23 protein-coding genes are annotated in these 24,177 nt (G+C 62.7%); 13 read left to right on the top strand and 10 right to left on the bottom strand.

Annotated elements, in window-relative coordinates:
- Window positions 1-2: 2 nt before the first annotated feature.
- The 3 genes from ACWGPT_RS02645 to ACWGPT_RS02635 form a co-directional block, all read right to left on the bottom strand.
- On the bottom strand, window positions 3-1,289 hold the full coding sequence (locus tag ACWGPT_RS02645) for an O-antigen ligase family protein (protein ID WP_452604009.1): 1,287 nt from the start codon (window positions 1,287-1,289) through the stop codon (window positions 3-5).
- 7 nt (window positions 1,290-1,296) lie between these two features.
- Window positions 1,297-2,544, bottom strand: a complete 1,248-nt coding sequence (locus ACWGPT_RS02640; RefSeq protein ID WP_452604008.1) for a polysaccharide biosynthesis/export family protein — start codon at window positions 2,542-2,544, stop codon at window positions 1,297-1,299.
- A 91-nt stretch (window positions 2,545-2,635) separates the two neighbouring features.
- Entirely contained in the window at window positions 2,636-3,316 is a 681-nt protein-coding gene (locus tag ACWGPT_RS02635; protein ID WP_452604007.1) for a sugar transferase, read from the bottom strand.
- A gap of 682 nt (window positions 3,317-3,998) precedes the next feature.
- Here ACWGPT_RS02635 and ACWGPT_RS02630 point away from each other — a divergent pair.
- Both ACWGPT_RS02630 and ACWGPT_RS02625 read left to right on the top strand, forming a co-directional pair.
- The gene (locus ACWGPT_RS02630) at window positions 3,999-4,271 is read left to right on the top strand and encodes an exopolysaccharide production repressor protein (RefSeq protein ID WP_452604006.1); all 273 of its coding nucleotides are present in this window, start codon (window positions 3,999-4,001) and stop codon (window positions 4,269-4,271) included.
- A gap of 89 nt (window positions 4,272-4,360) precedes the next feature.
- Window positions 4,361-5,359 (top strand): glycosyltransferase family 2 protein, encoded by a 999-nt coding sequence (locus ACWGPT_RS02625; protein WP_452604005.1) that lies wholly within the window; start codon window positions 4,361-4,363, stop codon window positions 5,357-5,359.
- On the opposite strand, the gene ACWGPT_RS02620 is transcribed toward ACWGPT_RS02625, so the two are convergent.
- Both ACWGPT_RS02620 and ACWGPT_RS02615 read right to left on the bottom strand, forming a co-directional pair.
- Entirely contained in the window at window positions 5,350-6,291 is a 942-nt protein-coding gene (locus ACWGPT_RS02620; protein ID WP_452604004.1) for a polysaccharide pyruvyl transferase family protein, read from the bottom strand. The two genes, ACWGPT_RS02625 and ACWGPT_RS02620, sit on opposite strands and share 10 nt — an antisense overlap.
- Entirely contained in the window at window positions 6,288-7,274 is a 987-nt protein-coding gene (locus ACWGPT_RS02615) for a glycosyltransferase family A protein (RefSeq protein ID WP_452604003.1), read from the bottom strand. Before ACWGPT_RS02615 ends, ACWGPT_RS02620 begins: the two co-directional genes overlap by 4 nt.
- A 94-nt stretch (window positions 7,275-7,368) precedes the next feature.
- Between ACWGPT_RS02615 and ACWGPT_RS02610 the strand changes: the two genes are divergently transcribed.
- The 8 genes from ACWGPT_RS02610 to ACWGPT_RS02575 all read left to right on the top strand — a co-directional run bounded on the left by ACWGPT_RS02610 (window position 7,369) and on the right by ACWGPT_RS02575 (window position 17,654).
- Entirely contained in the window at window positions 7,369-8,835 is a 1,467-nt protein-coding gene (locus tag ACWGPT_RS02610; RefSeq protein ID WP_452604002.1) for a lipopolysaccharide biosynthesis protein, read from the top strand.
- Window positions 8,836-9,148: 313 nt separating this feature from the next.
- The gene (locus ACWGPT_RS02605) at window positions 9,149-10,297 is read left to right on the top strand and encodes an acyltransferase family protein (RefSeq protein ID WP_452604001.1); all 1,149 of its coding nucleotides are present in this window, start codon (window positions 9,149-9,151) and stop codon (window positions 10,295-10,297) included.
- A gap of 3 nt (window positions 10,298-10,300) precedes the next feature.
- The gene (gene exoK / locus ACWGPT_RS02600) at window positions 10,301-11,098 is read left to right on the top strand and encodes an endo-1,3-1,4-beta-glycanase ExoK (RefSeq protein WP_452604000.1); all 798 of its coding nucleotides are present in this window, start codon (window positions 10,301-10,303) and stop codon (window positions 11,096-11,098) included.
- A gap of 44 nt (window positions 11,099-11,142) precedes the next feature.
- The gene (locus ACWGPT_RS02595; protein ID WP_452603999.1) at window positions 11,143-12,306 is read left to right on the top strand and encodes a glycosyltransferase; all 1,164 of its coding nucleotides are present in this window, start codon (window positions 11,143-11,145) and stop codon (window positions 12,304-12,306) included.
- Window positions 12,303-13,298 carry a glycosyltransferase family 2 protein gene (locus ACWGPT_RS02590; RefSeq protein WP_452603998.1) on the top strand — a complete coding sequence of 332 codons (996 nt, stop codon included), beginning with the start codon at window positions 12,303-12,305 and terminating at the stop codon, window positions 13,296-13,298. The genes ACWGPT_RS02595 and ACWGPT_RS02590 overlap by 4 nt, the downstream gene beginning before the upstream one ends.
- Entirely contained in the window at window positions 13,295-14,227 is a 933-nt protein-coding gene (locus ACWGPT_RS02585; RefSeq protein ID WP_452603997.1) for a glycosyltransferase family 2 protein, read from the top strand. Before ACWGPT_RS02590 ends, ACWGPT_RS02585 begins: the two co-directional genes overlap by 4 nt.
- Window positions 14,224-15,225, top strand: a complete 1,002-nt coding sequence (locus ACWGPT_RS02580) for a glycosyltransferase family 2 protein (RefSeq protein ID WP_452603996.1) — start codon at window positions 14,224-14,226, stop codon at window positions 15,223-15,225. Before ACWGPT_RS02585 ends, ACWGPT_RS02580 begins: the two co-directional genes overlap by 4 nt.
- A 122-nt stretch (window positions 15,226-15,347) precedes the next feature.
- Window positions 15,348-17,654, top strand: coding sequence for a polysaccharide biosynthesis tyrosine autokinase (locus tag ACWGPT_RS02575; RefSeq protein ID WP_452603995.1), 2,307 nt, complete (start codon window positions 15,348-15,350; stop codon window positions 17,652-17,654).
- Between the two features lie 29 nt (window positions 17,655-17,683).
- Here the strand turns inward: ACWGPT_RS02575 and hdhA are convergent, their stop codons facing one another.
- Together hdhA and ACWGPT_RS02565 are read right to left on the bottom strand one after the other, a co-directional pair.
- Entirely contained in the window at window positions 17,684-18,451 is a 768-nt protein-coding gene (hdhA, locus tag ACWGPT_RS02570; RefSeq protein ID WP_452603994.1) for a 7-alpha-hydroxysteroid dehydrogenase, read from the bottom strand.
- A 194-nt stretch (window positions 18,452-18,645) separates the two neighbouring features.
- The gene (locus tag ACWGPT_RS02565; protein ID WP_452603993.1) at window positions 18,646-20,283 is read right to left on the bottom strand and encodes a Na+/H+ antiporter; all 1,638 of its coding nucleotides are present in this window, start codon (window positions 20,281-20,283) and stop codon (window positions 18,646-18,648) included.
- Between the two features lie 316 nt (window positions 20,284-20,599).
- Between ACWGPT_RS02565 and ACWGPT_RS02560 the strand changes: the two genes are divergently transcribed.
- The 3 genes from ACWGPT_RS02560 to ACWGPT_RS02550 are packed head-to-tail and all read left to right on the top strand — an operon-like array spanning window position 20,600 to window position 22,617.
- Window positions 20,600-21,130, top strand: coding sequence for a sigma-70 family RNA polymerase sigma factor (locus ACWGPT_RS02560; protein WP_452604102.1), 531 nt, complete (start codon window positions 20,600-20,602; stop codon window positions 21,128-21,130).
- Complete coding sequence (locus ACWGPT_RS02555; RefSeq protein ID WP_452603992.1) at window positions 21,123-21,884, top strand: anti-sigma factor family protein; 762 nt, start codon at window positions 21,123-21,125, stop codon at window positions 21,882-21,884. The genes ACWGPT_RS02560 and ACWGPT_RS02555 overlap by 8 nt, the downstream gene beginning before the upstream one ends.
- 16 nt (window positions 21,885-21,900) lie before the next feature.
- A complete protein-coding gene (locus ACWGPT_RS02550) occupies window positions 21,901-22,617 on the top strand; it encodes a Bax inhibitor-1/YccA family protein (RefSeq protein WP_452603991.1) in 717 nt (238 codons plus the stop codon).
- Window positions 22,618-22,686: 69 nt separating this feature from the next.
- Here ACWGPT_RS02550 and ACWGPT_RS02545 read toward each other — a convergent pair whose 3' ends face one another.
- From ACWGPT_RS02545 to ACWGPT_RS02535, 3 genes are all read right to left on the bottom strand, one after another.
- Window positions 22,687-22,980: a hypothetical protein gene (locus ACWGPT_RS02545; protein WP_452603990.1), complete on the bottom strand. Its 294-nt coding sequence runs from the start codon at window positions 22,978-22,980 to the stop codon at window positions 22,687-22,689.
- Between the two features lie 198 nt (window positions 22,981-23,178).
- The gene (locus tag ACWGPT_RS02540) at window positions 23,179-23,595 is read right to left on the bottom strand and encodes a PRC-barrel domain-containing protein (RefSeq protein ID WP_452603957.1); all 417 of its coding nucleotides are present in this window, start codon (window positions 23,593-23,595) and stop codon (window positions 23,179-23,181) included.
- Window positions 23,596-23,732: 137 nt separating this feature from the next.
- Complete coding sequence (locus tag ACWGPT_RS02535) at window positions 23,733-24,131, bottom strand: CrcB family protein (RefSeq protein ID WP_452603989.1); 399 nt, start codon at window positions 24,129-24,131, stop codon at window positions 23,733-23,735.
- Window positions 24,132-24,177 lie beyond the last annotated feature (46 nt).

The following is a 24,177-nucleotide window of genomic DNA, read 5'->3' as shown; positions in this document are numbered from 1 at the left end:
GGCTAGCCTGTCCCGACGGGGATCTGGCCGATATCCCGACCCTTGCGCCCGCGCGAAGATGCGGGAGCAAGGCGATGCTCCCGTTGCGCAAGCGTCAGGCTTCCCGCCGCGAAATAGAGCAGGAAGGAACCGACCTGGTAGGGGTGCATGACATCGATCTCCACGAAGGATCGGATGATGAGCAGGATGGTCACCGCGAAGAGAAGGGCGGCCTCGGGGCTGCGGTCGAGGACCAGCAGCCGGCGGAAATGGCCGGCCGTGGTCCGCACGAGGACGAAAACGATGAAAACAGTGCCCAGGAGACCTGTTTCCACCATGGTTTCGATGTAGGTGTTGTGGAAGTGGAAGCCATTGCGTGACCCGATGAAGAACTCATCCCACAAGCGCTCCGCTTCGGGAAAACCCTGCACCCAGTAGCCCTGATAGCCGACCCCGATCCAAGGCGAAGTTCCGGCTGCCTCGAGGCCCTGCTGCCAGAGGTAGGTCCGCCCGGTCAGTGTCGTATCCTTGCCGAAGGCGCCGAGCAGAGCATCCATGGCTCCCGACTGAAGAGCGAACGCACTACCGCCGATCGCGACGATCATGCCGGCAACGAAGAGAAATCGTCTCTGCCTTGGAGAAACGCGGAGCATGACCTGCAGGGTGCCCGCCAGGGCGATGATGGCGACCGTGGTGATGACCGAGGTTGCCGATTGCGAGGCCAGAAGCGAATAGGCGGAAATGATCCCGACGACGGCCGACAGTGCCAGCCAGATGCCACGGGCGCGAAAGACGAAGCACGTGGTGAAGGTGAACAGCAGGCCGAGCGAGGCGTAGAGGCCGAGCTGGTTCTTGGAAGAGAAGGCGCCGACGAAGCTGTAGCTGCCGTCGAGCGGATCGTAGTGGTAGCTCCCGACGAGCAGCGAGTAGATCAGCACCACGGCGCAGCCGATCATGGCGCCCCGCGAAAGCGTCCGGGGCGCCAGTACCCGCACGGCGATGAGGGCGCAGACGACATGGGTGAGGTACTGGATGGAGGCCCTCAGCGACGTGCCCGGCGCCGCCGACCAGAAGCTCGACAGGAAACACACCGCCGCGAAGGCGAAGATCCATCCATAGCGCGTGTAGGGCCCCAGCACTCTCCGGTAGTCGATCAGGACGAGAGGGAGCCAGAGCGCATAGTAGAGGAGGATGGCGACCGGCCCGAAACGGGTGGAATAGGCAAACACGAAAAGCGACAGCGTGACCGCGCCAAGCCCGTAGGCCTGGTTACGTTGCGGGTCCACGATTGTCGCCTTGGCGATCTTCATCGTCGCCTCACTGCATCAGCAGTTCAGAGGCAACCTTGACGACATCGCCGGGCTTGAGGGGCGTAGTCTCGTCGACGGGCATCTCCTCCGGTCCGTCTTCTCCTTCGCGCACCACGATGTAGTTGATGGTGGCCTTCGATGCGTCGAACTTCAGGGCCTCAGCCGATTGCGCCAGGGCTTCCGACATCAGTTGCCTGCTCGTGGTCAGTTCCAGGTCAAGCTTTTCGAGTTCCGCTTCCGTGTCCTGGAGTTCCTTGGCCCGCTGGGCCTCCCAGTCGTTGCGAAGGTTTATTTCGTCCTGGTTGGCCTTGCTGATGTCCTGCTTGGCCCGCAGCGAGGCCGTATCTATGTCCAGCAAGGTCGATTCGACGTCGGCCGTGCGTTCCTCGATGGAAAGGCGACGCTGGCTGGTCGCAAGGCCCTGCTCGCTGAGACGGGAGATGCGCTCCCTGTCGCGCTGGGCGAGCGCAAGCTGCTCCTTTTGCGTTTCCGCCTTCTGCGCGAGGGATTTCACCTCGCTCTCAAGCAGTTCGCGAAGTTCGGCGAGCGCCTTGAGCTGGAGTTCATAGCGCTCGCGGCGGGACTTCATGAGCGCACTCTCGCTTCCGAGGAGCGCCGGAGCGTTCGGCACCTTTTCCAGGGATGCCGGCATCGCGATCTCCTCGGCGCCGTCGATCTCCGCCAGGAGCCGAGCCTTTCGGGCGAGCAGCCTGCCACGCTCGCTTCCGGAGACGGCGGCGTCGCCGCTGGCGTTGATGAAATCCCGCGCAAAGCGCTGGCCGGCGTCGGAGCGCCGCAGGCCGCCCGCAAGGCTGACGGCCTTGAGCACGGTCATCCCCGGCGCGTATGGATATTCACCGGGCGTCGTCACGTCGCCCGTGAGGTAGACTGGCCGAAACCTTGCGATCTCGACGGACGCCGATGGCTCCGTCTTGAGGGCGAATTCACTCTGGAGGCGTTGACCGATCTCGCTGGCGACGTCGCCGGTCGTCTTCCCGGCAACCATGAGTTCGCCGATGAAGGGCAGCGAGATGGCGCCTCCAGGGCCCACGGCATAGTCGCCGCCGATGACGCCCCAATCCCTGACGGTCCCCTCGGCCGGTTGCCATTCCGCAACCCGGATCCTCACCTGATCCATGACGCCCAGGTGATAAGCCGTTTCCTGGGCGCGGACGCCCGAGGGCGCCGCCAGCACGGCTGCGAGAGCGCCCACGGCGAGCATGTTAAGAGCGGCTGAAACCGTCTTGTCGCGCATGATACCTCCTTGGTTGGCAAACGATGCGGCGCGAAGGTCCCGGGACCTCCGCTGACTTGCCCGGAACCTGGAGCAGGAATCCGGGCAGTTCCTAGTAGCTGCCTCTGGACAGGCAGACTGCCGGCACGGTCTTCGCGATGATCAGGACGTCCTGGATCAGGGACCAGTTCTGTACATACTGGGTGTCGAAGGCGATGCGGGTCTCGTAGGACACGTCGTTCCGTCCGCTGATCTGCCAGAGGCCCGTCAGCCCGGGACGCGTGCTGAGGTAGTAGACCGCATGGGCGTCGTAGAGATTGAGTTCCTCGTCCACCACGGGACGGGGACCGACGACGCTCATCTCCCCACGAAGAATGTTGATGAGCTGGGGGAGTTCATCGAGGCTGAGCTTGCGCAGAACGTTGCCCACCGCTGTCACGCGGGGGTCGGAACGCAGCTTGCGCGTTGCACGCCATTCCTCGGCGGCAGACGGGTTGGCGTTCAGATAGGCCCTCAGAACCTCGTCGCCATTCGGGACCATGGTGCGGAACTTGAGGCAATGGAAATATCTTCCGTTATGGCCGACCCGTCGGTGGCCGTAGAAGATCGATCCCCCGTCGGAGCACTTCACGAGTGCCATGATCAGGAGAAAGATCGGGGCGAATGCGATCAGCGCAAGGGTTGCGATGGTCACGTCAAAACCGCGCTTGGCGACTCCTCCGGTCGCGAAGCTGAAGGACGTCTTGTCGGGAATGATGAACGGCGATCCGGCCGAACGTGTCGCTGACTTCATAGAGGAAACTCCATCCAGTTGTGCGCGGGATCGGTTGTCTTGCGGCGTGTCTGCAGTGCGAAGAGAATAACAAGTATGTGTTCGGAATTTGTTGGCAATGCGAATTCTGACACTGTCTCGCATCGGGAGCCAATTTCCCATGTTGATTCTGCCGATGTTTCACGGATTTACCATCCGAAGCGACAAGTGACGTTCAGTGTAGTTTGAATAAGTCTTTCAGAGAATCTGTATGGCGGCATGATATGCTGTGAAAAATGGCGTTGATCATCTTTTAGAGGGTCGAAATGTTTATCGCGGATGCACGCGAATTAGGCGGCGGATACTACCATCCAAGCGACCGAGCCTAAAAATGTTGCGCTGCAATACAGTGCTGCAGCGCGGTAGTTGTGATCAGTTGGCGCCACACCCTGGAAATAAAAGTTGATTAAAATCAAATCTCGTGGCGACGGCTGGCGCCGGAGGTCCGTCCTTTGGTTCCCGACGGGAGAGATGCGGGGTCGATTCGCTGACGGTGGTGGTAAATGTGTTCGCCCGGAAGCCACAGTTTTCCAAAATTACGAAAGTTTCAACGCGATCGCTGCATATATACGGCGAGATACGTATACCCGCGCCCTCCGATATGGTTCAATGATACGGTGAGGCAGCGGACACTGAGATCTGCAACTCCGGGAGGGTGAAGGCCATGTATGCGCCGCGCGTCTTTTTCAGCATGATCTGCGTCCTGCTGGTATTTGCGGTCGCAGCCTATTGGATGACGGGATCAGTCGCCCAGGTGCTTCTGGCAACCATAGCCTGTGCCATGCTGCTTCAGGTGGGCTATTTCATCGGCATCCTTTACCTGGTCCGCCAGGAGAAACAGGAGCGTCGCGAGACCTCCTCGTCGCAAGCGGGCGCGCATCCGGTCAGCGACGTCGGCAACACGAACGATATTCCCGGGGACGTCGCGCGGCATTGATGCCGACTTGGCGAGCTGTCGCCACTGTTCCATATCCAGGTCACTTTTGCCGCGTCTAGTGCGGCCGGATGTCAGCCTGGAGAGAAGCAATGCCTGAGCCCACCCCCGAGGCAATCTGCGTGATCATCGCCGCGAAGAACGCGGCAGCCACGATACCGACGGCCATCTCTTCGGCCCTTTCGCAACCCGCCGTCGCAGAGGTCGTCGTCGTCGATGACGGTTCCACCGATGACACCGCTTCGGTCGCCGAGGGTGCCGACGACGGGAGCGGACGGCTCCGGGTCCTGTCCCTGCCGCGCAACGTCGGACCGGCCGCTGCCCGCAATCATGCGATCGCCCACTCGCAGGCCCCGCTCATCGCGATCCTCGATGCCGACGACTTCTTCTTCCCGGGCCGTTTCGAGGCGATGCTGCGGCACGCCGGATGGGATTTCATCGCAGACAACATAGCCTTCACGCGCCATGCGTCCGCGCAGCATGAGCCACAGGCATTCGAGGCTCGGGCGCGATCGCTGTCGACAGTGGAATTCATCCAGGGAAACATTTCCGTCCCCGGATCACGCCGCGGCGAGATCGGTTTCCTCAAGCCGGTCATGCGGCGAAGCTTCCTCGACAGCCACAATCTCCGATACAACGAGGATCTGCGGCTCGGGGAGGATTACGATCTCTATCTGCGGGCGCTCGTGAAGGGAGCCCGCTACACCGTCATCGAACATTGCGGCTATGGCGCCGTGGTGCGAAGCGATTCCCTCAGCGGCCGCCATCGCACCGAAGACCTGCGCCGACTTTATGAGGCCGATCGGAGCGTGCGGGCGACTGCCGGTTTGCCCGCCGACGTCATGGCGGCACTCAGGGAACACGAGCGCCACATTCGCGGCCGGTACGAACTGAGGGCTTTCCTGGACAGGAAGCGGAGCGGGGGTGCCGCGGAAGCGGTCGCCTATGCCATACGCAATCCGCGAGCCGTGCCGGCCATCACGACCGGCGTTCTCCGAGACAAGACGCGCCGCTTCAGGCAGGAGCCGGACGCCGCACCCGAAACGGGCCTTAGGTACCTTATGCCGGGTATCCCGATCCCTCAGAAATAATCCCGTCGGACACCTTCCAGAACCTCGTAGAACTGCTGCTTCCGCGATTCCAGTGCGCCGTCCGGGCTTAGCTGGGGTTCCTGGCGACTTGCCTGCCAGAGGGCCAGCACGGACGGTGCGGCGAGAAACTGCTTCACCATGCCCCGGACACCTTGCCGCGAGCGTTCGGCCCTGACGAGGAGTTCTCCCGCGGGAACGTCATCGGCCGTCGCTTCCCTATTGCCGCCATCGAAGGGGAGGCCCCAGAAGCGTGTCTTCTTGGCGATTGCCTCGGCGCGCGTCGAGACCGGCACGAACCGCGGCCGGTAGGTCGCCCCGACGCTGCCGGCCCAGTCGTTCCACTTGAAGTCATTGATCGACGATGAGGTGGTCACCGCGATCCACGGCACCCGGAATGCGTCGGCGAGGATCGCTCCGTGCATGGATTCCGCGACGACCATTTCCGACTGGGCAATGTGCCGGATGACTGCCTTCGCCTCGCCGCGCGGGTCGAGATAGGTGAGCCCCGCGGGTTCGCAGACGGCATTCCAAATGCCGAATTCCGCAGACTCCCAATGGGGCACGAAGGTCTTCTTGTGAAGCTTGGGGAGGTCCCGGAACTCCTCCATGTCGCTGATCATCACCGCCGGATCGACGATCCCCTTGTCGGGGGAAAGACCAAGCCTTTCCGCTGTCTTCGGCCCGCGGACGCAGCGGACATCCCATTCGCGCGGGTCGCGTATGTCCGGCGGATCGCCGTATCCGTAGCCGCTGCCGATGACCAGTTTGTGGACGCCGCCGGGTAGGAGGGCCGGATTGAGCACAGTGCCGACGCCAACCAAAAGCGTTTCCTCCCGCACCTCCCGCACGCCGGGAAGGAGGGCGTCCCATAGCCAGAGGTTGAGGTCGTCACCGAAATTGCCGTGATGCGAAGGCCAGTGGTACGGCTTCATCGCTGTTCTCCCCGTGCCTGGTTGCCGCGTGCGAACTTGCCTGCTCCGAGTTCCATCAGGGTGCGCAGCAGGGCCGGATCCCGCCATGCCCAGCGTGCAAGCAGGCTGACCTCGGGAGCGCTGCGCCGCCGCACCCGGCCCGCCTGGCTCCATAGGGCCTGTTGGCGCGCCCTGTTCTTGTAGGTGGTGATGGAGGCGACATCGTCCGGCCGGCGGGAGAAACGCTGCTCGAGCCGGTCGAGCGCAACCCAGGTATTGAACTGCTGCTGCAGGAACTGGGGCGACTGGTTGTCGATGCTGTGGAAGATGTTCAGGCCCATTCCCCGGGCCGCGCCCGGTTCGTCGCAAAGAAGGCTGCGCTGGGAGGCGAGGATGCAGTCGCAGAAGAACAGGACGTCTTCCGCCGCCAGCCGGAGGGCGGCGTCGAACCGGATCGTCTCGAAGAGGTTCCGGGCGAGGACCATGCAGGAGAGGTGGAGGAAGCTCCAGTTCTTGAGCATCACGCTGGCCAGATCGGGCACCTCGATCACGAGCGGCTCGTTCGACAGCCGGTTGCCTCCCTCCTTCGCCTCCAGTTCGGCCATGCCGAAGTGGTAGTAGAATTCGTCGCTCGCCTGCATCGAGGCCCAGTAGCAGTCGCCGTCGAAACGCGTCATGCAGTCGTGGGCGTTTTTCAGGTGGTCCGGAAGCCAGAGGTCGTCGGAATCGAGGAAAGCCACGAAGCGGGTCGCGGCCGGCACATTGTCGAGGCCGGTATTGCGTGCGCCTCCGGGACCTGCGTTCGCCTGCCTGATGACGGTGATCCGCGATCTTGCCTTTGCATCGAGCGGCTCCAGTTCCCTCTCTGCCTCCAGGGGAGACGCGTCATCCACCACCAGGACGTCGAAATCCTGGAAGCTCTGCTCGAATACCGAAGTCAAGGCACGCCGCAGAATGCCTGCCTCTCGTTGATAGAACGGAATAACTACCGTGAATGTCGCCATCTTTTCGCCCCTGCTGTCGCTGAAGGAATGCAAGTTCGCTGGTAAAAGGCTGTCCTAGGCTTTCGCCAAACGACCCAGCTACGGGATCTTATCTATGGCTCCAGTTCATGGCGTGAAGACGATCACGACAAATGTCGGATGGAGCGTCCTGTCAAAGACCGCCACATTCGGGCTGAAATTTGTCACCGTGCCCATTCTCGCGCGGCTGCTCACGCCCGACGAGTTCGGCGTCGTCGCGGTGGCGCTCACCGTGGTGCAGTTCCTCGCCATGATCGGCGGTGCCGGACTGACGGCGGCGCTCGTAATGCAGCAGGACGCCGACGAGGAAACCGTTCACAGCGTCTTCTGGGCCAACCTGTTCATGGCGCTTCTGATGTCGCTCTGTCTCTACGTGTGGGCCGCGCCGCTCGGGAGCCTGATGGGCGCCGTCGAAAGCGCTCCCTTATTGCAGATCATGGCGCTTCTGATCCCCGTGCAACTGGCGGGAGACGTTGCCTACACCCTGCTGGCCAAGCGCATGAACTTCAGCAAGGACGCGATGTGGAGCACGATCTCCGAGTCGACCGCGGCGGTCATGGCGGTGTTCATGGCCTATCTCGGATTCGGCATATGGGCTCTTGTCGCGCAGCTGTTCTGCTCGGCGCTGATTCGCCTGGTCGGGCTCTACTCGGCGGCACGTTATATACCCAGGCTCGTCCTCCGTCCGGCGAAGCTGAAGCCGCTGCTCGCCTTCAGTTCCGGGGTCATGGGGTCCGAAATCGCGAATTTCGCGACCTTCCAGTCCCCCATGATCATCGTCGCGCGTCTGCTCGGGCTCTCCGATGCCGGTGCCTATTCCGTGGCAAACCGCTTCGCCAGCATTCCCAACCAGGTGGTGCTGACGGCGGTCATGGGCGTCCTTTTCCCGGCGTTCAGTCTCATGGGGGACGATCGAAAACGGCGCTCCGATGCGTTGATCCTCAGCACGCAGGTCACCACCGTTCTTCTGGCGCCCGCCATGTTCGGGCTCTGGGCGGTCGCCGAGCCGGCGATGACGGTCATCTTCGGCGCGTCGTGGGCCCATGCATGGCCGGTACTGGGGCTATTGGCGCTCTCGAAGGGCATCGTGACCCCATGCAGCACGTTCATCCCCTATCTGAAGGGCGCCGGCCACGGGCACGCACTCTTCTGGTCGGCCGTCATCCGTGCCGTCGTGACCACCGTCGCCGTCGCGATGGCTGCGTGGTACGGCACGCTGGTCGACGCGATGATCGCGCTCTGCGTCGTCAACGCAGCCACCCTGATCGGCTATTCCTGGGCGGTCTTCCGCGTCGATAACATTCCCTTCCTCAGCGGCTTGCTGACGACCAGCCGTTCCATGATCAACGCGATGATCATGGCCGTCTGCGTGCGTATTTCGCTGGGGCCGATACAGGCGCGGCTCGACCACGAGTACCTGCAACTCGCGGCGGGCGCCGCGATCGGCGCAGTAATCTACGGCGCTCTTCTGCTGCTGACGGAGCGGACGCTGTTGCGCAAGCTTTTCCGACTCGTCCGGACAAGGGGCGTGGCTGCGGCCTAGCTGCCCGATTGGAGCCACATTACATCCCCTCGGTGCAGGATATGCTTCATGCACCCGAGTTCCACTTCCCCTACAGCGGAAGAAAAACATGCCGTTCCTATAATTGAGACCTACCTAACATGCCTTGGTTCCATGGAGGTTAGCGCAACGGCAATGCCCCTCAAATGACATGGTGGAATCTTGGGTCTGGCCTTTTTGCTGCGCCGCCACATTTTGCTCCAATCCGACGTCGATGTTTCCAAGGACGCGGGCACCAGTCTGCTTTGACTGAACCGGTGGCGAGGGAGGCGCTGCCCAAATAGGGGTGACTCATTTGGCGGTTGATCAGAACCTGTCTTCCCGCATCAACCTGATGCGCATCCTTCTGATCTGCGGCATCGTGTTTGTCCACGTGCCTTTTGATCCTCAGACGAGCCCGTTCCTGGGGCAGTTCGGGCTGTTCGACTGGCTCAGGGTCTTCCTCGGCGACAGCCTGTTCCGGATCGGCGTGCCCTGCCTGAGCGCGATCTCCGGCTATCTCCTCTTCAGGCGGGGGCTTTCCGGCTTCCGATATCAATCCGTCGTCCGGTCGAAGCTCGATACGGTCGTGTTGCCGTTCCTGCAGTGGAACCTCACGCTCTTGCTGCTCATCCTCGTCATGCAGCTTGCGCAGGTCGGCATCGGTTACTTCCCGGATTTCTGGAACAGCGGTGCTGCCGAGTTCGCCAACAGCGCCATCGCGCTCCAGGGATACCCGATCAACCTGCCGCTGTACTTCCTGCGCGACCTCTTCGTCTGCATCCTTCTTTCGCCGCTTCTGGCCGCACTCGTCGCGCGCGCTCCCTGGCTCACCTGCGGCGCCCTCTTTCTTCTCGCGATCCTGCCGGACGTGACCATCGGCCTGGTGCTGAAGAAGTCGATCCTGTTCAGCTTTACCTTCGGCATTGCCCTGGCGGTGCACGAAGTTGACGCCAAGGCGTTGGACCATCACGCCCGGATCGGTGTCGTCGTGACATTGGTTGCTGCGGTGCTGCTGGCCTCGGCCCTTTACCTGACAGGCCCGGACTTTGCCTTTTGGCTGAAGCTGGCCCGCAACATGCTCTCCATCGTCGGGGCACTCGGCGTCTGGCTGCTGTCAGCCCTGCTCATCCAGACAGGGTTAGGACAAAGACTGGCGAAGACGGGCAGTCTCAGCTTCTGGATATTCTGTGGCCATTATCCGGTGCTTGTAGCCCTGTGGATGGTCTGGAACCGGGTCGGCACGGCCGCTGAGTATTCGCTGTTCTACATGGGGGCGATCCTGGCCACCTTTGCGATCCTGATTTCCTCCAATGCCGTCATCAGCCGCCTCCTGCCTGGAATCTATCAGGTCCTGACGGGAAGCAGAGATCGGATTGCGCGGGCCTTGCCGGCGCCCCGTCGCCTGGATGATCCCGACGCTCTTGCCGCAAACGGCGGCGCGTTCAGCCAAGATCGGAGATAAGCCATGTCCAAGATCCTTTTCGCTGGAAGGCGAACCATGCTCGTTGCTGCCATCGGACTTGCAATAGGGGCGGCAGGCTCCCAGGCCCTCGCACAGGACAAGACCGCGGGCGCCTCCTTCGTCGAGGAGTTCGACAGTCTCGACAGCTCGTTCTGGTACGTCTCCGACGGCTGGAGCAACGGCAATCACCAGAACTGTGTCTGGTCCAAGAAGCAGATCCGCATCGAGGATGGAAAGGTCCAGCTCGGTCTCGAGAAAGCCGATGTCCGCGACCGCGAATTTGCCTGCGGAGAGATCCAGACCCGGGCGCGATACGGCTATGGCACTTACGAGGCGCGGATGAAGGCCGGGGAGGGCTCCGGCGTCAATTCGGCCTTTTTCACTTACATCGGCCCAACCGACAAGAAGCCGCACGACGAGATCGATTTCGAAGTGCTGGGCAAGAACCTTCGCCAGGTGCAGCTCAACCAATATGTCTCCGCCAAGGGCGGCAACGAAAAGATGGTGGGTCTTGACGAAGAGGCCGATACGACGTTCCACGATTATGCCTTCATCTGGGAAAAAGACCGATTGCGCTACTTCGTGAATGGCGAGCTCGTCCATGAGGTCACGGATCCTGCGAAGATCCCTTCCAATCCTCAGAAAATCTTTCTGAGCTTCTGGGGAACCGACAACCTTAGCAGCTGGATGGGCCACTTTTCCTACGAGGGACCACGGAAGATGGAGGTCGAGCGTGTCGCCTTCACGGCGCAGGGCGATGAGTGCCAGTTCGCGGAATCGCTCCTCTGCAAGCTCAATTGAGAGGCTCTCCACCCGGACACAACGCAGCAAGGGAAAGCGTGGACATGACAGATGTTCTCTATCTTGCACATGACCTGAGCGACGCTGCGGTCCGTCGGCGTGTCCTGATGCTGAAGGCCGGCGGGGCACGGGTCACCGTGGCCGGGTTCCAGCGGGCGGGCAACCTGCTTGCCGAGGATCCGGACGTCCCGGTCATCGTTCTCGGCCGGACAGCCGACGCGCGACTGGCCCAGCGGGTATCAGCGGTCCTCGGGGCGTCGGTCGCGCTTCGGCGAACGCTCGGAGAGATGAAAAGGCCTAGCCTGATCGTGGCGCGCAATCTTGAAATGCTCGCTCTCGCCGGGCGTGCATCAAGCCTGTTCGGCGGCAAGGTCCCCATTGCCTACGAATGCCTCGATATCCACCGGCTGCTTCTCGACGAGGGCGGCAAGGGCCGCCTGCTGCGGATGGCAGAGGGCTACTTCGGTCGCAATGCCAGCCTGCTCATCACCAGTTCGCCGGCCTTCATCGAGAACTACTTTGCGCGAAAATCGGGACTGGATCTTCCGACCCTGCTTCTCGAAAACAAGGTTCTCGATATTCGCGGGGGCTTCGAAGGCCTGCCACGCAGGACCGCTCCGCTCCCCGGCGAGCCATGGCGGATCGGCTGGTTCGGCGCGCTTCGCTGCCGTAAATCGCTGCAGATCCTGATCGATCTGGCGGCGCGCCTTCAGGGGCGGGTCGAGATCATCCTTCGGGGCCGGCCGGCCTACAGCGAGTTCGAGGACTTCGACGATCTGGTCCGGCGGGCGCCGCATATCGACTTCCGCGGATCCTACCGCAATCCCGAAGACCTGGCCGATATCTACCGGGACGTCCACTTCGTCTGGGCCATCGATTTCTTCGAAGAGGGCCTGAATTCGGAATGGCTCCTGCCGAACCGGCTGTACGAAGGCTCGCTGCATGGCGCCGTTCCGATTGCGCTGGATTCCTCGGAGACAGGCCGCTTCCTCCGGCGAAAGTCGATCGGGCTTACGCTCGGCTCGGTGAAGCCTGACGCACTGGCCGAGGTTTTCGAGCGGATGGATGCGCAGCGCTATGACGAACTTGCCGAGGGAATTGCGGCGATCGATCAGGACTGCTGGGTAACTGGGCCGGAGGAATGCCGTGCGCTGGTCGAGCGCCTGTCGTCGCTGTCCAGGCCCCTGCATTCGGGAGGCACCCCATGACGCCTGCAGGTGAACAACAAGCGGCGCTGATCGCGATCCCCTGCCTCAACGAGGAGGGGAACATCGAGCGCCTGGTGCGTCAGCTCGTCGATGGACGCGGGGGGCGGAGCATGCCGATCGTCGTGGTCGACGGGGGCAGCACCGACAGAACCCGCGACATCGTGGCGACACTGGCGGAAGAGTTCCCCGATCTCTTCCTCCTCGACAATCCCAAGCGCCTCCAGGCGCCTGGCATCAACCTTGCGGTAGAACGGTTCGGCGACGGCTGCGAGTTTCTCATCCGGATCGATGCCCACGGGGATTATCCGCCGGACTATTGCCAGGTTCTGCTGAAGGAAGCCGCGGCGCGGCAAGCCGATTCCGTCGTCGTGGGGATGAAGACGGTCGGCTTCGGCTTCTTCCAGAAGGCAACCGCGATCGCCCAGAACTCCTTGCTCGGGAATGGGGGTTCAAAGCATCGCGAGGGGCGCGGCGGCCAGTGGGTTGATCACGGGCACCATGCGCTGATGCGGATATCGGCCTTCCGCGCGGTCGGGGGCTACGACGAGAGCTTCAGCCACAACGAGGATGCGGAGCTCGATCATCGACTTCGCGCTGCCGGCTTCCGGATATGGATGACCGGAGAGACGTTCATGACCTACTATCCGAGGTCCACCGCCTGGTCTCTGTACCGTCAGTATCTCGGCTATGGCCGGGGGCGGGCGAGAAACCTGCTGAAGCATCGGATGAAGCCAAAGCTCAGGCAGGCACTTCCGCTGGCCGTCGTCCCCGTTTTCGTCGGTGCCCTTCTGGCATTCCTTCACTGGGTGGCGGCGGTGCCCTTCATCCTTTGGGCCGGCCTGTGCGTGGCCTACGGCTTCTGGATCGCGGTGTCGCAGAAGAACCCGTACGCCCCGATGGCGGCGGTGTCCGCGATGATCATGCACTTTGCGTGGTCGGCCGGCTTCTGGTGGGAACTGCTGCGGCACCGGCAAAGGAGGTCCGTTCAGTGATCGCGACAACCCGTCCGCCGCTCTCCGTGGATATCGCCGTCTGCACCTTCCGCCGACCTGCGTTGAGGCAAACGCTGTCATCACTCTTCGGCTTGAGCCTTCCGGAGGGATTCCGGGTGCGGCTGATCGTGGCTGACAATGATGCGGAACCGACCGCGCAGGCGCTGGTGCACGAGATGCGGAGCGCGTCGCCCTTCGAGATCGAATACGTGCATTGCCCGAAATCGAATATCTCGATCGCGCGGAATGCCTGCCTCTCCGCCAGCAGAAGCGACTATCTTGCATTCATCGACGACGACGAAGTTGCAAACCCGTCATGGCTGCAGGAACTCGTCCAGACCATCCGGGCTACGGGTGCAGATGCGGTGCTGGGACCTGTCCGGGCGATCTATGACACCGATGCGCCCGGATGGATGAGGCGCGGCGACGTGCATTCCACCATGCCCGTTTGGGTGTCCGGAGTGATCAGGACGGGCTATACCTGCAACGTGATCCTCGACATGCGCTCGCCCCATGTTGCTGGTCGCCGGTTCGACCTGTCGCTTGGACAAAGCGGTGGCGAGGACACGCAGTTCTTCTCGGCGATGACCGATGAGGGCGGCAGGATCGCCTTCGCGCCGGGGGCGTTCCTCGACGAGCCGGTCCCAGCGGCACGGGCGAGCTTTTCATGGCTCGCCAAGCGCCGGTTCCGGTCAGGGCAGACGCATGGACGTATCATCGCGAGCAAGTCCGCGGGCAGCGGACGGTTCGCGCAGGCCGGGCTTGCCCTCGGGAAGTCGGTTTATTGCACTTTCGCAGCGCTGATGACGGCCCCGATGCCTGTCCGGCGCAATCAATTCATTCTGCGCGCAATCCTGCATGCCGGCGCCGTCGCCGGCCTTCTGGGGATGCGCGAGGTTCGTCAGTACGGACTGGTGGAGGTATCATGAGCGACGCATCGCAACAGCCTGACGTCACGTTTGTCATCGCCGCCTACAATGCGGAGCAGACGCTGCCCCGCGCGATCGAAAGCGCTCTTTCGCAGGTATCGGTGGATGTCGAGGTCGTCGTGGTGGACGATTGCTCCACCGACGGGACGCTCGAAGCCGCCCGCGCCTTCAACGATCCCCGGGTCCGGGTGATCCGGCAGGCAAGTAACGGCGGACCGGGCAGGGCGCGCAACATCGGCATCGCCACTGCGACCGGCAAATGGATCGCGGTCCTCGATGCCGACGATGCGGTGCTGCCGAGGCGTTCAATCGCGATGATCGAGCGGGCGGCCGCAAGCAGCGCGGAGGTCGTGGTCGACAATCTCGAGGTCGTTCCCCCCGGCGAGGGCCAGGCCTATCGCATGTTCGAGGACGGGGCGCTTTCGTTGCGCAGGGAAATAACCCTCACGGACTACATCGATTCCAACGTGATTTTCCGCGAGACCTTCAACTTCGGCTACATGAAGCCGATCTACCTGCGCGAGTTCATCCAGCGTCACGACCTTCGCTTCGACGAGAGCCTGAGGATCGGCGAGGACTACATCATGATGGCCTCCGCGCTTGCCAGCGGAGGCCGATGCGCGGTCGAGCCTTCCGTCGGCTACGTCTATTATCTGATGCAGGGCTCCATCTCCCGCGTGCTGGAACTGCACCACGTGGATTCCATGCTTGCCGCGGACCAGGCTTTTCTCGACCGTTTCCCGCTGAAGGGAAGCGCTCTCGCCGCACAGTATCGCCGCACGCACAGCCTGATGGAGGCACGCGCCTTTCTGGTGCTGGTCCAGGCGATCAAGAGGCGGTCGCCGGCCGGGATTATCCGGACGGCGGTCGCTCACCCGGCGGCGCTGCGCCACCTGCGGATGCCGATTGCCGTGCGGCTTCGACGCCTACTCTCGCGCTCATCCGTATGGCAGCGACGCGCCGGCTCCCGGAAAGGCGGGGTCCGGCAGGCAGGATAGAGGCCATGCTGATCAGCCGTGACCGCACAAGAACCATCCCGAGGGCTCAGAGGCAGTTCCTCGAGCCCGAATGCAACAGGTTCCGCATCTTGCGGCCCCAAAAGAATCCGAGGTGAAGCGACATGGACCAGATGAGTTTTCGATCGCGGTCGATGTTCAGGAACAACGAGCCGGACGGCGACAGTTTCATCGACCTGGACAAGCTCTGGGCAGCCGTGGTGCGGCGGCTCGGGATCATCATCGCCTGCGTCATCGCGTCGATGGTCCTTGCCGGGATCTATCTGTTCGCGGCGCCGCCGACCTATACCGCGATGACCCAGATCCTCATCGACGACGATCTCTCGCGTTTCGCCGAAGAGCAGACCGACGTGCAGAGCGCGCAGCAGATCGACAATCGCATGTCGAGCGCTGTCGAGATCCTCAAGTCCAAGGCGCTGGCGCTTCGCGTGGTGGACGATGCCCAACTTGCGGACAATGAACTGATCACCGATCCGCCGCGATCGCCGGTCGATTTCATCAAGAGTACCGTAAAAAGCGTCGTCTTCGCGCTTACGCCCGCGAAGCCGCCGGTGCCTGAGGAACAAGCGCGCAACGGGCGTCGCGAAAAGGCGGCCGCCGTCCTTCAACAGTCTCTCAACGTCAACCGGGTCGGTCGCAGTTCCGTCATCGCGCTCGCCGCCGCATCGCCCGATCCGCTGCTTTCCGCGAAGATCGCCAAAACCTATGCCGATGCCTACATCGAGGAGCAACTGAACGCGAATTTCGACGCCAGCGAGAGGGCCTCGGTCTGGCTTCAGGAGAGGCTGAACGATCTCAATGCGCGCTCGCAGGAAGCATCGCTGGCCGTCGAACGTTTTAAGCGGGAGCACGGGCTCGTTTCCCCGCGGGGTGAATTGCTCTCGACGCAGCAACTGGCGGACCTCAACAGCCAGTTGATCGTCGCCCAGGCGGACGCCGCCACAGCCTCTGCCCGTTACCAGCAGTACAAGGCGATCATCGACCAGGGACCCGAAGCGGCGGTCAACAATGCGGTCGTTTCCACCAGGGAAACCGACAATTCGATCCTCCAGGACCTTCGCAAGAGATATCTCGCAGCCCATCAGCGGGAGCAGGCGATCGTCGAGCAGTTCGGTGCGGAGCACCGCCAGGCGGTTGCCCTGAAGGTGGAGAAGGAAGACCTTTCCCAGCAGATCTACCGGGAACTGGAGCAGTTGACCGGCAGCTTCCGCAACGAGTTCGAAGTGGCGAGTTCGCGCGAAAAGTCGCTGCGCGAGAGTATCGAAAAGGTCGCGGGCACGAATTCCGAGGCGAATGTCTCCATGGTCCAACTGGCCGAACTGGAGCAGAAGGCGGCGGCGCTGAAGACGCTCTACCAGTCCTATCTGGCCCGATTCGAGCAGGCATCACAGCAGCAGTCTTTCCCGATTGCGAAGGCGCGGGTGATTTCCGAGGCGGGCGTGCCTACGGCCCCGTCCAGTCCCCGCAAGACCCTTACCATGGCGCTCTCCATCGTGCTCGGCCTGATGGCCGGCGGTGGGGTGGCGGGCTTCCTCGAAATGCGCGAACGCTACTTCAGGACGGGCGAGGACGTGCAGGCTAAGCTCGGCATGCGCTTCCTCGGCTATCTGCCGCTGATCACGGCCAAGAAGCTCACGGCCCAGGCGCCAACGGGCGAGGAGGGGGAGCAGCCCCCTGAAGGCCAGTCGATCGATTTCCGCGAGATGATGCGCTACGCGGTCGATGCGCCGCGCTCGAGCTTCGCAGAGACATTGCGGAACACGCGACTTGCTTGCGACGTCGTTCTGCAGGGGAAGAAACCCCGGGTCATCGGCGTCGTCTCCTGCCTTCCCGGCGAAGGCAAGTCCACGGTTGCGGCGAACTTCGCCGGACTTCTTGCTGCCAGCGGCGTGCGAACGCTTGTCGTGGACGCGGACCTGCGCAACCCCGGGCTCACCCGCATGTTGTCGGCCGAGCCGAAGGTCGGGCTGGTCGAGGTGGCGCTGGGGCAGGCCGAATGGACGCAGGCAGTGCGGGTGGATCGCCGCTCGAAACTTGCGATCCTGCCGGTCGCGAGCGGTTCCACCAAGCTTTCGCATACGAGCGAACTTCTGTCCTCTTCGGGAATGGCGCAACTGCTGGACAGTGCCCGCGAGACCTTCGACGTCATCGTCGTCGACCTCGCCCCGCTCGTGCCGGTCATCGACGCGAAAGCCATCGAGCCGCAGGTGGACGGCTTCATCTTTGTCACGCAGTGGGGCGTCACGCCGGCGACGACCGTGCAGAACGTTCTGGCAGCAGAACCCCAGATCGCTTCCAAGGTGATCGGCGTGGTCCTGAACAAGACCGACATGGAACGGTTGCACCGCTACGCCGATCCCGGGACCCCGGAGCAATTCCGGCAGCGATACATGTTCTACTACGAGAGCTGAGAGGGCGGGGCGACCTTGCCGCCCGGCGGCTAATCGAGCTCCTGCACGCCGCCGCCGGACACGGTGAGGATCTGGCCGCTGATCCAGGACGCCGCGCCCGAGCACAGGAAGAGTGCGGCATAGGCGATATCGTCCGGCTCTCCCAGACGACCGAGCGGGGTGTGCTTCAGCATCGCCGCCTCGGCTTCCGGCGTCAGAACGGAGGCGAGGGCGGCGGTCCGGATCGCCCCGGGCGCAATGGCATTCACCCTTACTCCCATCTCACCGAGGTCGAAGGCGATGTTTCGCGTCAGATGATTGAGCGCGGCCTTGGAGGAACTGTAGGACGCCATCCGCACGTTCTTGTTCTCGCCCGCCATGGAGGAAATATTGAGGACCGCCCCGTTGCCCGCCGCTGCGAGGTGAGGGGAGGTAAGCTGCGCCAATCGAAAAACCGAAAAGACGTTCAGTTCATATGCCCACCGGAAGTCGCTCATGGGCATGTTGAAGGGTTTGGGTCCCCCGCCACCGGCATTGTTTACGAGGATGGAAAGCTTGCCGAAACGGTTGATCGATGTCTGGACCAGGGCCTGCAGGTCGTCATCCTTGGTGACGTTGCAGGCGACCCCTATGGCATTCCCACCGGCCTCCCTGATTTCGGCCGCCACCGTCTCGGCGGCATCGGCGCGCAGGTCGCTGATGACGACACTCGCTCCGGCGCTTGCGAAGAGAACCCCGATGGCACGGCCGATCCCGGCACCGGCGCCGGTGACGATGGCCACGTGCCCGTCCAGACGAAACTTCGCGCCATCGAACATTGCGTGCCCCCCTCCAGTGCTGGGTGCGAGCCTGACAATTCAGGGGCCCGGAACTTCCCTGCCGACTGACGGCCGCGCCACGGTTCCCGTCACTAGACCCCATTCTGCAAGGGGGCTCATTGCTCACGGTCAATTCCGTATCCCTTGCGGGAGGCTACGCGTTGCCGCCACCTGCCGGCCGACCAATGGCGCTCCTACAGCGAGTAGCGCGCTTCCATCAGGTCGATCTCGCTCACAAGCCGGCGCATGAGGTCGTCGGGAATTTCTCCCTTGCGGGCCAGGCGGAAGTATTCGTCCCGCTGAGCCCTGAGGGCTCCAAGCCGGAGACGGCGGTCTGCCGCCTCAATCTTCCGAAATGTATCGATCTCGTCGTTCGTGCCGGCCCGCCCGTCGATGCGACGGCGATACATTTCCGTCAGCCTCGATGCGACATCGGCGTAAAGCTCGGAGTCCGGACCCTCTTCCGTCACGGCTTGCTGAAGGCGGCTGATCATCCGGATCGCAGCCTCGGCTGCGCTCGCGCGGGCCATGTCCTCGGCGTGGCGATGGTTGGGTTCCGGAGGAAGCTCGATACCCTTCAGCACCATCGGAAGTCCTATGGTCGCGGCAATCAGGGATAGGACGATGACGCCGGCTGCGAGGAAGATCGCCAGGTCGCGGGCGGGAAAGGGCGTGCCGTCGTTCATCAGGAACGGCAGCGTCAGGATGCCTGCGAGGGTGACCGCGCCGCGGGTTCCTCCAAGGGAGGTCGCGACCAACAGGCGCCAACCGGGCCTGGAGGCGTGCTTTCCTGCAGGAGCCGTTCCGAACCACGTAAACCGGAACGACACCCAGACCCAGGCGAAGCGCAGGAGCGCGAGGCCCGCGGTGATGGCGATCACGTAGACCGCCAACCACACCGGGTGAAGATGTCCCGTTTCGCGGACGATCCTTGCCGCACCTGACGCGATCCGCGGCAACTGCTCGCCGAAGAGAACAAAGATCATTCCGTTCAGCGCGAAATGCAGGGTATCCCATACGGCGTTGCGGCCGACACGGGTCGTCGCCATCGCCGCACCGCGCAATTCGACGTAGCTCATGGTGATACCGGCGGCCACTGCGGCAAGGATGCCAGAGCAGCCCAGATGTTCGGCCAACAGATAGGCGCCGAACGGCAGCACGAGGCTGAGAAGGATTTCCGAACCCGACTCCTCTCCGTATCGGCGCACGAGCGCCTGCTTGACGGTCATCACAAACAGGACGGTGCCGGTTCCGAGTGCCACGCCCCCCAGAGCGAGCCACAGAAAGGTTCCGAAGGCGTCCAGGAGCGAAAACGTCCCGGTCAGGGCGGCGGCAACCGCAAACCGCATGCAGACGAGGCCCGACGCATCGTTCAGCAGCGCTTCGCCTTCGAGGATCTGCATAAGCCGGTGCGGGATGGGAACGCGTGCGGCGACCGCCGAGACCGCGATCGGATCCGTCGGCGAGAGGATGGCGGCAAGCGCGAACGCAACCGCCAGCGGCATCGCCGGGATCATCCAGTGGATGAGGAAGCCGGCGCCGAGCACGGTGAAGACGACGAGGCCCATGGCCAGGGAGAGTATCGTCCCCTTGTTGCGAAGCAGGCCTTCCTTCGGGATGCGCCATCCGTCCAGGAACATCAGCGGCGGCAGGAAAAGAAAGAAGAATATCTCGGGTTGAAGCCTCACCCCGCTATGGGTGAACCCGGCTATGGCTGCTCCCAGCGCGATCTGGACAAGCGGCAAGGGGATGGCGACCGGGGACAGGCGCGATATCGTGCCGCTCAAGATCACTGCGAGGATGAAGATCAGCGCGATCGTAATGCTTTGCATTTCCCGCCCCATTGTTTCCGCAAGAGCGGCGTGGATAGGAGATACGGCGTGTCGATTGGCGAGAGCTATCCGGCGACCATCAAGGTCTCTTCCCGGCCATAACCTGCTCAACGCCTCCAGCATTTCCGGCTCCGGAAGCCGGTTTTCTTCATCACGAGATGGATTGCTAAGTTAGCTGATGGTGATGGAGGCGGCAATCTGCGAGAAGGCGGGATAGACGATGAGGCTGGTTGGCTGGAGAGCCCAATTGGCCGGCGGGGGCAAAAAATTCAGTGGGGGATGCAAGATGGAGCCGACCGGCTCCGTATACTCCCACATGAACGACAGGAAGAGCATGCTCGACGTACTGGGGCAACTGAATGCATTGAGGCGCTACGCACGTTCGCTGTCCCGCAATGCGGTCGATGCGGAAGACCTCGTGCACGATGCGCTGATACGAGCCTACGAGCGGCGCTCGACCTTCCGGCCCGGAGCCAATCTCAGAGGCTGGCTGATGTCCATCCTCCACAATGTGCATGTAGACCGGAGCCGGTCCGACACCGCACGCGTGCGGCGGGAGGCGGAAACGCGGGCGGAAGCGGATATCGCTTATCCGCCGCACCAGGAGCACGGCGTTCAGCTCGCTCAGGTGCGCCGGGCATTCGAACGTCTTCCTGAGGAGCAGCGCGAGGCGCTGCATCTCATCGCCGTGGAAGAGCTTTCCTATCAGGAAGCGAGCGAAGTCCTCGGCGTGCCCGTCGGCACGCTGATGTCGCGCGTCTCCCGCGCCAGGGCGACGCTCCGCGGCTTGGAGGAAGACGCCGACAGGCCGAGCCATTTGCGATTGGTCGGAGGTGACCATGACTGACAACATGATTTGCAGCGAAACGGATATCCTGGCCTATGTGGACGGCCAGCTGGACGCTGCCGGACGCGCGCGGGTCGAGGCTGCGTTGTCGAAGGACCCCGAGCTTGCTGCGCGGGTGATGGCGGATCTGAGCGTCAATACGCGACTGAAGCTTGCCGCAAGCGAAGACGAGCCGCGCTTCCGGCCGCGGACGCGCCAGGCCGCCCGACATCTGCAGGCGGGACTTTCGGAAGCCGGCCTTTTCGTCGCCCTGCGGAAAGTGGCCGCGGTCGTGCTGCTGATCGCCATAGGCTGGTCCGCCAGCACATCCATGGGCGCACGCGACGTGAATGCCAATGCGCATCCGCCCGCCTTCGTCGAGCAGGCAATACGGGCGCACACCACGTCGCTGGTTCGCTCCCGCATGCATTCCCAGCCGGAGGTGAAAGCATACGACCGCAGCGATATCCGCTCGGCTACCGGGATCGTCATGCCGCAACTTCCCGACAACTGGAAGGTGGCGGATGTCCAGGTTTTCCCGTCCGAGCACGGTCCGAGCGTTGAAGCGCTGGTGCATACCAGCGAGGGCACGCTGATCTCGCTGTTTGCCAACCGGACCGGGACTTTCGCGGTCGAACCCGTAGCGGACATCAACCTCTCGGGCGCCGAAGCCGCATGGTGGCAAATCGGCGACGTCGCCTACGCCGTCGTTTCAAGCACGCCTCAGACCGGCCTGGTCGACGAGGCTCAAACTCTCAAGAACTCTCTCTACTGATCGCGAGGAAATCATCATGTATCCAAACCAGAACCGCTTCGGTGGCGTCAGCCAGGCGTCTGCCGCCGCCTTTGACGAGGGCCTGCGCCAGCACATGCTGCGCGTCTACAACTACATGGGCCTCGGCCTCGTTTTGACGGGACTTGTCGCCTTCATCGTCGGCAACACGCCGGCGCTCTACGTCCCGATCTTCTCCTCGCCGCTCAAGTGGGTGGTGATGCTGGCGCCGCTCGCCTTCGTCTTCTTCTTCTCCTTCCGCATCCAGACGATGTCGGCCTCGACTGCCCAGATGACCTTCTGGGCCTTCTGCGCGATCATGGGGCTGTCGCTCGCTTCCGTCTTCCTGGTCTTCACGGGAGCGAGCATTGCGCGCACCTTCTTCATCGCGGCCACGATGTTCGGCGCCACGAGCCTCTACGGCTACGTGACCAAGCGTGATCTGTCGAAGTTCGGCTCCTTCCTGATGATGGGCCTGATCGGCGTCCTCATCGCCTCGGTCGTCAACATCTTCCTCGGTTCCAGCGCCCTGCAGTTCGCCATTTCGGTGATCGGCATCGTCGTCTTCGTCGGCCTCACCGCCTGGGATACGCAGAATATCAAGGAACAGTACGCCGAGAACTTCGACCAGGAGTCGCAGCAGAAGATCGCCGTCTTCGGGGCGCTGTCGCTCTACCTGAACTTCGTCAACATCTTCCAGCTGCTGCTCAACTTCACCGGCCAGCGCGAAGAGTAACCTATCCGTGAAAGCGCCCTGCCGTATCTTGCGGTGGGGCGTAACGGCTCCGACCAGTTGATATGAGTATCAGTGGTTGTTCAGGATGATGTGCAGGTCGCGGATCATGCCGGCGGCGAGCAGAAGCGCCTTCCTGACAAGCTGGTCGTCCTCCGACTTCTGGCTGATGGCGATCTCCACCGCCTGAAGATAGGCGATGGCCTCGTCGGCCTTCTTGGTGCGGGGAATGCCAGCTTCCTCCCTCAGCTCGCAGATGGTAATTATCGCGCGCTCAAGCAGCTGACCTTTTTTGAAGCGAGTGTCGCTCCCGGTGTCATTTGCCGCCTTCACTAGTTCGGCTATGAAAGCGTTTACCCTGCTCATTTTCCACAACCCGCAGGATGGAGTTCGTGACGTGCGTGCAGCGTCTACAGACCTCTGTCTGTCAGAAATTGCCAGGTCCTGGTCCCGACAAAGGGTCAACGTCGGTCAAAACGGGAAACAGGCCACAGGCCCGGCAGCCGATGCCGAACATCGGCACGCCGGTGATCGAAGGGTGGTTGCTTTGCGGTGTCCGACGATCTATTCGTGGAGGCCGAGCGCGGCGAGATCCACCGAGGGCGCCTGTTCGAGGTTTTCCTTGGTCAGCGTGGGCGCCGTGATGAGCAGCTTGCGGCCATTGTCTTCGGGCGTGATCTGGAGGGTCTTCCAGTTGACGAGCACATGCTTGGCGTCGATCCCGAGGAAGCCGCCGACCTCCAGCGCCACGGCTGCGACCGTGCCGTCCATGTTGAGCAGCACATCCTCGATGTCGGCGATCTTCTTGCCGTCGGCGCCGTAGACGTCGTATTCTTCCAGGGTGTTGGCGGAGGTGTAGCTGGGCAGCCCCTCGACGACGACGATTTCCGAGAGCACGACGAAAGGTCCTTCGGTGGCGGTCTGAGCGAATGCGCTGCCGGCCAGGAGTACCGCAGCTGCGGTCAGGACGATGGTCTTCATGAGCCTTCTCACTTCCAATCTAGTCGCCCGACCGGGACGGCCGCGCTTCATCGCCACAACGATACCCACGTCCCCGCCTTGCGGCATTGATTGCAAGCAATGAGGGACAGCGCGTGGGATCCGGCCCTGCGGCGCGTCTATTGCTGCCGCTTGCCTCCGCTAAGCGCTCCACCCGTGGCCAGTCCTGCCAGGACGGCGAGGAAGCCGATGACGAGGCTGGCGACCGCATAGGTGACGCCCACCATGACCCCGATCTCCGAGGTGGTGAGAAGTACGAATGTCGCGTAGACGAAGCTCGAGAAGGTGGACATGCCGCCCGTGAGACCGGTCCCGACGAACAGATTGGCGTTAGTCCCGATCGATCCACCGGAATGAAGACTGTTCGTCAGTCCCAGCACGTAGGACGCGACCACGTTGGCGACGAAAATGGAGTAGGGAAAACCCTCATGCCCGGTCGGTACCGTCAGCATGAGAAGTTCCCGGAGCGTCGCTCCGACCGCACCTCCCAGGAATACGAGGATCACCTGCTGGAACATGGGTTCTGCCTTCTTCCGACTTTCACTAGAGCGAGCCGCGCCAGGC

Source organism: Pseudorhizobium sp. NPDC055634 (assembly GCF_053618655.1).
The sequence above is the reverse complement of the archived record's forward strand: the minus strand, read 5'-3'. Positions and strand labels throughout refer to the sequence as shown.

Excerpts from the sequence above, each read along its gene's own strand:
- ACWGPT_RS02550 (WP_452603991.1), top strand. The coding sequence starts at position 21,901 with ATGTATCCAAACCAGAACCGCTTCGGTGGCGTCAGCCAGGCGTCTGCC.
- ACWGPT_RS02575 (WP_452603995.1), top strand. The coding sequence starts at position 15,348 with ATGGACCAGATGAGTTTTCGATCGCGGTCGATGTTCAGGAACAACGAG.
- ACWGPT_RS02565 (WP_452603993.1), bottom strand. The coding sequence starts at position 20,283 with ATGCAAAGCATTACGATCGCGCTGATCTTCATCCTCGCAGTGATCTTG.
- ACWGPT_RS02540 (WP_452603957.1), bottom strand. The coding sequence starts at position 23,595 with ATGAAGACCATCGTCCTGACCGCAGCTGCGGTACTCCTGGCCGGCAGC.
- ACWGPT_RS02630 (WP_452604006.1), top strand. The coding sequence starts at position 3,999 with ATGTATGCGCCGCGCGTCTTTTTCAGCATGATCTGCGTCCTGCTGGTA.
- ACWGPT_RS02635 (WP_452604007.1), bottom strand. The coding sequence starts at position 3,316 with ATGAAGTCAGCGACACGTTCGGCCGGATCGCCGTTCATCATTCCCGAC.
- ACWGPT_RS02580 (WP_452603996.1), top strand. The coding sequence starts at position 14,224 with ATGAGCGACGCATCGCAACAGCCTGACGTCACGTTTGTCATCGCCGCC.
- ACWGPT_RS02610 (WP_452604002.1), top strand. The coding sequence starts at position 7,369 with ATGGCTCCAGTTCATGGCGTGAAGACGATCACGACAAATGTCGGATGG.
- ACWGPT_RS02640 (WP_452604008.1), bottom strand. The coding sequence starts at position 2,544 with ATGCGCGACAAGACGGTTTCAGCCGCTCTTAACATGCTCGCCGTGGGC.
- ACWGPT_RS02620 (WP_452604004.1), bottom strand. The coding sequence starts at position 6,291 with ATGAAGCCGTACCACTGGCCTTCGCATCACGGCAATTTCGGTGACGAC.
- exoK (WP_452604000.1), top strand. The coding sequence starts at position 10,301 with ATGTCCAAGATCCTTTTCGCTGGAAGGCGAACCATGCTCGTTGCTGCC.
- ACWGPT_RS02625 (WP_452604005.1), top strand. The coding sequence starts at position 4,361 with ATGCCTGAGCCCACCCCCGAGGCAATCTGCGTGATCATCGCCGCGAAG.
- ACWGPT_RS02595 (WP_452603999.1), top strand. The coding sequence starts at position 11,143 with ATGACAGATGTTCTCTATCTTGCACATGACCTGAGCGACGCTGCGGTC.
- ACWGPT_RS02535 (WP_452603989.1), bottom strand. The coding sequence starts at position 24,131 with ATGTTCCAGCAGGTGATCCTCGTATTCCTGGGAGGTGCGGTCGGAGCG.
- ACWGPT_RS02615 (WP_452604003.1), bottom strand. The coding sequence starts at position 7,274 with ATGGCGACATTCACGGTAGTTATTCCGTTCTATCAACGAGAGGCAGGC.
- ACWGPT_RS02555 (WP_452603992.1), top strand. The coding sequence starts at position 21,123 with ATGACTGACAACATGATTTGCAGCGAAACGGATATCCTGGCCTATGTG.
- ACWGPT_RS02645 (WP_452604009.1), bottom strand. The coding sequence starts at position 1,289 with ATGAAGATCGCCAAGGCGACAATCGTGGACCCGCAACGTAACCAGGCC.
- hdhA (WP_452603994.1), bottom strand. The coding sequence starts at position 18,451 with ATGTTCGATGGCGCGAAGTTTCGTCTGGACGGGCACGTGGCCATCGTC.
- ACWGPT_RS02560 (WP_452604102.1), top strand. The coding sequence starts at position 20,600 with ATGAACGACAGGAAGAGCATGCTCGACGTACTGGGGCAACTGAATGCA.
- ACWGPT_RS02590 (WP_452603998.1), top strand. The coding sequence starts at position 12,303 with ATGACGCCTGCAGGTGAACAACAAGCGGCGCTGATCGCGATCCCCTGC.
- ACWGPT_RS02545 (WP_452603990.1), bottom strand. The coding sequence starts at position 22,980 with ATGAGCAGGGTAAACGCTTTCATAGCCGAACTAGTGAAGGCGGCAAAT.